The following is a 6604-nucleotide window of genomic DNA, read 5'->3' on the forward strand; positions in this document are numbered from 1 at the left end:
AGTGATCTTCGTTGAGAAAACCTCAGTCAGCCCTTGCGCCAGTCCTTGTGCGGACTGACGATCTGGCTGCCGCCTGCCCACGTCATTCCGCACACCGGGCACCTGACATACCAGTCGTCGCCCGGTGCGCTGAAATCCAAACGGCCGGTCTGCCCGGTCCCGGGGCAGTTTTCCGCCGAGGGATCGTCCTCATGGAGTGCCATTTTTGTCCCCTCTACGGATTGACGGTCACGCCGCGCCATCGCTGACGACGGCGGTGGAGCGCACCGAGTGGATGACACTCACCATGGCGTCTACCTCCGGTTTGGGGAAGATCGCCTCGGGTCCCGTCGGAGCGATCGACGTGAACGGGGACTCATAGAGCGAGGCCACGTCAATCGTGCCATTGCGGGCCAGGTAGTCGATCAGCTCGTTGACGAAACGGAGTTGGTTGGCGGTGAGGGTCCTGCCCTGCTGGTAGGCGTCGAACGCCAGGGCTGCCGCGCCGCGTTCTAGGCCGGTCAGGGACCTGAGAAACAGGCCGAGGCCACCGGCGGAGCTCTTGGCGTGGTCGATGTCCTCGGCGGTGCCGATGCCCGCCTCGATGAACACCTTTTCCAGCTCGGCGAGGTCGAGCGCGGTGACCTGCCGGTTGCGGCGGATCTTCTGGACAGCGAGCTGGTCCTGGTGGGTGTTGAGGTAGATGCGGACCTTCTGCTCGAAACGGGTGAGGTTCGTACCGATCGCCATACCGCTGAGGCTGGCGGCGGTCAGCTCGCCGAGCTCGTCCTCGAAGTCGGTGTAGACGATGTTCCGCTTGGCCTTCTCGATCAGACGCACGAGGCCGCGCAGGCGCCGCCGCATGGTCTCCAGCATGGGTAGCGTCACGTCCTGCCACCACTCGTCACCCGCCACCTCGTCGAGGAAGAGCTGCTGAGCCTTGACCGCGGGGATGGTGAGTTGGTCGAGCAGGGCTGAGGCGATCTCCTGGACCTGGGCTCGCAGGCGGGTGAAGCCCGGGTCTCCCTGTACGACGGCGAGTTGGAGGCGCAGCGCGAGCAGGTCGAAGCGCTTGGCCTCCTCGCCGGTGTCGCCCTTGTCACGGAAGGCGGTCGGGAGTCCGGCCAGGTGGTCGACGACCTCGGCGTGCGCCTCGGGCGTGAACGCCAACCAGGCGTCGAAGTCGGCGAAGGCGTCCAACTGCTCGCGGTGCGGGCGGACCAGGAAGTTGTCCGGGTTCATCGCCGTCACCTCGTCGTGCAGCCGGCTGGCGAGGTCCCAGCGCAAACCGGCCTCGCTGACGGTGCCGTCGGCCTCCGGCCGGGCGGCGGGCTCGACGGCGGCCCCCTGGCCGGTGTCCGACGCCTCGTCCAGGGCGCGGAGCAGATCGGCCCGGCGCTCGAAGATCCGCTGGCTAAGCGAGGGGGCGAGCCTGCCCTCGGCGCGCATCAGGTTCTGGTTGAAGAACTCGATGTTCTGGCACAGGTCGAAGACCAGGAAGCCGTCCTTGCTGCGGTTGGGACCGAACAGGTCCGGTGCGAGGCGGGTGCCCCGGCCGATCATCTGCCAGAACTTGGTCTTGGACCGTACGAGCTTGAAGAAGACGAGGTTGACCACCTCGGGAATGTCGATGCCGGTGTCCAGCATGTCCACGGAGATGGCGATCTGCGGCAGCTTCGACGGCTCGGAGAAGTCGTCGATCAGGCTCTGCGCGTACTGCTTGGAGTATGTGATGACCTGCGCGAAATTACCCTTGAGGTGAGGGTAGTTCTTATCGAACCGCTCGGCGATGAAATTCGCGTGCTTTTCGTTGGCGGCGAAGATGATGGTCTTGCCGAGCTTGTCGCCGCCTTCGACCTTCAAGCCGTACGTCATGAGTGTTTGCAGGGCCTTGTCGACGGTGTCGGCGTTGAACAGGTACTTGTTCAGCTCCTCGGAGGTGATCTCGTCGGGGACGGTGCCGTCCTCGCTCCATTCCGTCTCGTCCCACTTCTCCTTGTCCTCGTCGGACAGGTCGTCGTACTTTATGCCGCCGCGCTGGAACTTCAGCGGGACGTCGACCACGCGCGGCGCCACCAGGTAGCTCTCGGCGACCGCCTCGTCCAGGCTGTAGACGTCGGTGGGGACGCCGTCCTCCAACGCGAAGCGGCGGTAGGTGTTGCGGTCCACCTCGTCCTTGGGCGTCGCCGTCAGGCCGACCAGTAGGGCGTCGAAGTAGTCGAAGATCACGCCGTACTTCTGGTAGATCGAGCGGTGCGCCTCATCGACGACCACCACGTCGAAGAAGCCCGGACCGAACGGGCGGCGGCCCTCGGCGTCGGTCTGGTTGATCAGCTTCATCATGGTCGGGTAGGTGGAGACGAACACCCGCGCGTTGAGGTCCTTCTCCTCCAGCAGGTTGACCACGGGCACACCCGGCAGGTGCCTCTTGAACGCGTTGGTGGCCTGTGTGACCAGTGCCCGGCGGTCGGCGAGGAAGAGTATGCGCTTGGCCCAGTTGGCACGCATCATCAGGTCGCCGAGCCCGATCACGGTGCGGGTCTTGCCGGAGCCGGTCGCCATCACGAGCAGGGCGTGGCGCGACGAGGCCTGCTGGAAGGTTTCGGCGATCCGGCGGATGGCGCGGGCCTGGTAGTGGCGGCCCGAGATCTCCTCGTTGATCGGCTCGGTGGTGAGGCTGCGGCGGCTGACGCGGCGCTGGACCAGAAGGCGCAGTTCGTCCTTGGTGTAGAAGCCCTGGACCTCGCGGGGCGGGTAACGCAGGTCGTCCCAGAGATGGGTGCGGTAGCCGTTGGTGTAGAAGATCACCGGCCGCTGCTGGAACCGCGTTTCCAGGGCGTCGGCGTAGAGCTTGGCCTGGTGCTGGCCCTGCGTCGGGTCGCGCGTGGTGCGCTTGGCCTCGACGACGGCCAGGGGCTTGCCGTCGTCGTCCCACAGCACGTAGTCGACCTTCCCCTTGCCGGAGGAAGTGGCGGTGGTGGGCAGCCCGGTGACCGGGTACTCGCGGTCCCGGGGGTCGGCCAGCGCCCAGCCCGCTTCCTTGAGGAGGAGGTCGATGATCAGGCTGCGGGTCTCGGCCTCGCTGTAGTCGTGGGTGTCCGGCCGCGCCTCGTTCGCCGCCTTGGCCTCCTTGATCTGCGCGCGCAGTTCGGCGATCTCGGCGTCGAGGTCCCGGTTCTTCTTCCGCTCGGCGGCGAGCGCCTTGTCCTGCGCCTCGTACTGCTGCTCCTGTGCCTTCAGCTCGGCCTGCTTGGCGATCCGCAACTGGGCAGGGGCCGGGCGGGGGATCAGTGCCGTGTCGAACGTGAGGGCGGGGGCCGGGAGGTTGGCCTGGTCGCGGCTGTAGGTGCGGGCCATCCAGTACGTGACGTGGAACAGCTCGGCGAGCGTACGGACGGCTTCTTTGGGCGTGACGGGCGTCTTGCGGTGGACGGCGATGTTGCCCTGGCGGCGGATCACGTCCATCTTCGTCCGGATCGCGGGACCGGCCGCCTTGGTGAGGGTCGGCTCGTCGATCATGGCGGCCAGGTCCTTGCGGTACGGCAGCTTCAGCGTCTCGTCCACCTCGAACAGCCAGGTCATCGCGAGCTCCAGCACGCGCCGCGCATAGAACGTGGAGGCGCGCGGGTCCGCGTAGACCAGGCGCTCGGCGCGCAGGGCTTCGCCGTGCAGGTCGGGCCACTCGGCTTGGAGGAACGCGAAGTTGCTCACGGGGGTGACCTTTCGCTGGTGAAGGCCGGAGAGAGGAATCAGACGCGTGTAGAAACGGTGCTCAAGCGACGGACGCGGCGTCACCGGTCCGTAGTTCGCCGCGAAACGCGCGGTGCTGGAAAGTAGCGAACAGGGCGTCGAGGGCGGCGAGGTGAGAACTATGTGACTGTTTCAACTCCTCGATAGCCTTGACTCGTTGAGTAAAACGTTTTTGAAGCTCAACCGGCGGGCGCATCAGCGAGACCGCACCAAGCCCTTGAATATTGATGTTATATTGACCGGCCGAAGTTTTGGATTTCGCGCGCAATGCCGCCCTCCCCGCAGGGCTCAGCAGATATTCGCGCACATAGATCGGATGCAAAACCCCAGGCAAGAGCCTCACCCTGATCAAGTATGAAGCAAAAATAAATTCACCTTGCCGATAATTGACCCCTGAAAAACTTTTGCCACAGAAGGTCGCACACCTACCAACATAGTCGGGATTCCCATTGGTGCGCACGAAGAGCAAATCCCCCTCGGCGAGGCGCAACCTTTGAAATTCCGAATCAAGAACCTCCACCGTCTTGATTTCGGACAGATTCAGCGCCCCGCCGACAATATTCGGGATCCTGAGAGTAGGATACCCATGGGGTCCTGACTTCTTCGAGGTTCCATAACGGAACTCCGCGGCTGCCGCACTGAGCTTACAGACAGGCCAATTCATCGGGTTGGATTTTGGGTCACCGAACATATCGAGGAAGATAGATTGGGAGAGTCCGTCGAGGAAGGTGATGGCCTCTCGGCGCTTAACACGCAGGGCGTCCACGTGGTTCAGCAGATGTGCGATGCGGCGCTGCTCGGCGAGCGGCGGAACAGGAACACGCAGCCCAAGCAGGGCGTCGCGACTTACAGTGGCCTGATTCACCCACTGCTTGCACATCGACTTGAATAGGCCTCGTTGAAACTGACTTTGGAGCCAGCGGAATAGAAAATTCGCATCAAGTTGCTCTTCGTCCACGCGCAGACGCAAAAAGTGGTTACTGAAAACTGCTGGCTCGCCAAGCCCGCTGACGAGTAGAGTCTTCCCAACGAGTTCAGGACTGTTCGTCGAGTTGAAGAGGACGTCACCCGAACGAAGCAACGTCTTGCTGATAGCCTTGTGATCGGCCGGTACGTAACGCTTCTTAGTCAGATCCAGTTCGCCAGACTTGCTCACATTATTCATGCGGACCTGAAAAACCCCATTTGGATCTTCCTCGCCGCAGGCGAATCCGGGTTTGGCATCAACGACAACGTCGGCGAGCGTCTGGCACGTGAAGGCACTCATCCCAACATCCTCTTCAGCTCACTCATCCCCTGCTGAATCTCCGCCTCAATCCTTTCCAGTTCCTCCATGACCTCCCCCGGCACCCGGTGCTCGACCTCCTCGTGGACGATCTCTTTGAACCGGTTGAGGCTAAGGTCGTAGCCTTGGGCAGCGATGTCGGCCTTCGGGACGCAGAAGCTCTGTTCGGTCCGGGCCTGGTATTGTTCACTTCCGTTGCGGCGACGCCAACGCGCCAGCACGTCGGGCAGGTTGTTCTTCGCGTGCTCCTCCTCGCTCAGCGCGCCGTCGGAAACGAGCGGGCCGAGCTTGTCCATTGGCAATAGCGGCACGCGCTTGTCGTCCAGGCTCCAGCCATCCGCTGTGACCTCATAGAACCAAACATTGTCAGTGCCGCCGCTGTTGGTCTTGGTGAAGAACAGGATGGCTGTGGAGACTCCGGCGTACGGCTTGAAGACGCCGCTCGGCAGCTTCACCACCGCGTCCAGCTTGTGCCCCTCTACGAGCAGCTTCCGCAAATCCTTGTGCGCCTTGCTGGACCCGAACAGCACGCCCTCCGGGACGATGACCGCCGCCCGGCCGCCCGGCTTGAGCAGGCGCAAGAAAAGGGCCAAGAACAGCAGTTCCGTCTTCTTCGTCTTGACGACCTTCTGCAGGTCGGTGGCCGTCTGTTCGTAGTCGAGACTGCCGGCGAAGGGCGGGTTCGCGAGGATGAGGGAGTACCGGTCGGCCTCGCCCGCAGCGCTTTGGGCGAGCGAGTCGCGGTATCGGATGTCCGGGTTCTCGACCGAGTGCAGCAGCATGTTCATGCTGCCGATGCGCAGCATGGTGCTGTCGAAGTCGAAGCCGTGGAACATGCTTTGGTTGAAGTGTTCACGCTGCTTCTTGTCGAACAGGGCCTCACGGTGCGTGCGCTCGACGTACTCCGCCGAGGCAACCAGGAAACCCGCCGTGCCGCACGCCGGGTCGCAGATCTCGTCGCCCGGCTGCGGGGCCATCATCTCGACCATCAACTGGATGATGTGCCGAGGTGTCCGGAACTGTCCGTTCTGTCCGGCCGTGGCGATCTTACTGAGCATGTACTCGTACAGATCGCCCTTGGTGTCCCGGTCGCCCATGTCGATGTCGCCGATCATGTCGACGGCCTTGGTGAGCAAGTTCGGAGTCGGGATGGTGAAGCGTGCGTCCCGCATGTGATGCGCATAGGTGGAGTCATCGCCTCCCAACCTGCGCAACCAGGGGAAGACGCCGTCACGCACCAGGGTGAGCATGTTCTCGGGCGCCTCGTTGGTGAACGACGACCACCGCAGGGCCTTGGTCTCGTCCGTGTAGATCGGGTTCTCGACCGTCCGCCCGAGACGGCTCGCCTTGTTCTCCTTAGCCTGCTCCATGATGTCGAGGCGTCGGATAAACAACAGGTAGGTGATCTGCTCGATGGCCTCCAGCGGGTTGGAGATGCCGCTGGTCCAGACGGCCTCCCACAGTCGATCGATCTTGCTCTTCAGCTCACCGGTAATCACCGGAGGAAGACTATCGGAGGTTGCCACCGGCTACGACACGAACGGGCCTACTGTGGGTCCAGAGTCCTAGTACTACAGCCGGTGGTTTCAC

Annotated in this window: 4 protein-coding genes; all 4 read right to left on the reverse strand. The window is 63.3% G+C overall.

Annotated features, from left to right (window positions below):
- Positions 1-26: 26 nt before the first annotated feature.
- Positions 27-203, reverse strand: coding sequence for a hypothetical protein (locus RKE29_RS26805; RefSeq protein ID WP_312008246.1), 177 nt, complete (start codon positions 201-203; stop codon positions 27-29).
- Between the two features lie 25 nt (positions 204-228).
- Positions 229-3690, reverse strand: a complete 3462-nt coding sequence (locus RKE29_RS26810) for a DEAD/DEAH box helicase family protein (protein WP_312008247.1) — start codon at positions 3688-3690, stop codon at positions 229-231.
- A 61-nt stretch (positions 3691-3751) separates the two neighbouring features.
- The gene (locus tag RKE29_RS26815) at positions 3752-4996 is read right to left on the reverse strand and encodes a restriction endonuclease subunit S (RefSeq protein WP_312008248.1); all 1245 of its coding nucleotides are present in this window, start codon (positions 4994-4996) and stop codon (positions 3752-3754) included.
- Positions 4993-6513 carry a class I SAM-dependent DNA methyltransferase gene (locus tag RKE29_RS26820; RefSeq protein ID WP_312008249.1) on the reverse strand — a complete coding sequence of 507 codons (1521 nt, stop codon included), beginning with the start codon at positions 6511-6513 and terminating at the stop codon, positions 4993-4995. The genes RKE29_RS26815 and RKE29_RS26820 overlap by 4 nt, the downstream gene beginning before the upstream one ends.
- Positions 6514-6604 lie beyond the last annotated feature (91 nt).

This window comes from Streptomyces sp. B1866, from assembly GCF_031932565.1.
Classification (GTDB): domain Bacteria; phylum Actinomycetota; class Actinomycetes; order Streptomycetales; family Streptomycetaceae; genus Streptomyces.